The sequence below is a fragment of the Streptococcus sp. GMD6S genome, from assembly GCF_000297015.1.
Genome location: NZ_AJRH01000169.1, coordinates 1 through 1,049 on the forward strand (window position 1 = coordinate 1; position 1,049 = coordinate 1,049).

Genomic DNA, 1,049 nt, shown 5'->3' on the forward strand with positions numbered 1-1,049 from the left:
AAATAGCAGAAGTGGACGGTCTCTTTAAAGATTTATATGTAAAGTAGAGAACAAAGAGATGACTCTATGCATTAAAAACTAGTTAGTAAAAGCAGTTTTTCGTAAAATGAAGAACTGCTTTTTGCTACTTGTGGTATAATAGAAAGTAAATATATTTTAGATTAATAGGATACAAATATGAATAAGCAACAATTAGCTGCAAAAATTTGGGAATCAGCCAATGAAATGCGTTCTAAAATAGAAGCCAACGAATATAAAGATTATATTCTAGGATTTATGTTTTACAAGTTTTTATCAGATAAAGAAGAACAATTCCTTTCTCAAGAAGGATACGGTGACGATCTATCTGATTTATCAGAGTCTGATGAAGAAACTGTAAAATATATACAAGAAAAAATTGGTTATTTTATCAGTTATGATAATCTCTTTTCTACTTGGATTAAAAAAGGGGTTGATTTCGATGTATCGAATGTTCGAGATGCCTTGTCAGCATTTAATCGATTAATTGGTAAAGGACATAAACATGTTTTTGATGGCGTCTTTGATACTCTCCAAACTGGCCTAAGTAAGCTTGGAGAATCATCTGCTTCTCAGACAAAAGCTATTAGCAGACTTCTTACATTAATTAAGTCAATTCCTATGGAAGGGAGAAGAGACTACGATGTTTTGGGCTTCATTTACGAATATCTGATTAGCATGTTTGCAGCAAATGCTGGTAAAAAGGCAGGGGAGTTTTATACCCCTCACGAAGTCTCTGTACTAATCTCTGAAATTGTGGCCCATCATCTCCATGATAAAGATGAGATTAAAATTTATGATCCGACTAGTGGATCGGGCTCTTTGCTCATCAACATCGGGCAATCTGCTTCAAAATTTATCCAAGGGGAAAATAAAATCCAATATTATGCCCAAGAATTAAAGAGCAACACCTACAATTTGACACGTATGAATTTGATTATGCGAGGAATTTTGCCATCCAATATTATCACTCGAAACGGGGATACCTTGGAGGATGACTGGCCTTATTTTAATGAAAACGATCCTGTGAA

1 protein-coding gene is annotated in these 1,049 nt (G+C 34.1%); it reads left to right on the forward strand.

The features are described from left to right. Nucleotides 1-177: 177 nt before the first annotated feature. On the forward strand, nucleotides 178-1,049 hold an 872-nt coding region (locus GMD6S_RS09420), incomplete at its 3' end, for an N-6 DNA methylase (RefSeq protein ID WP_001041615.1).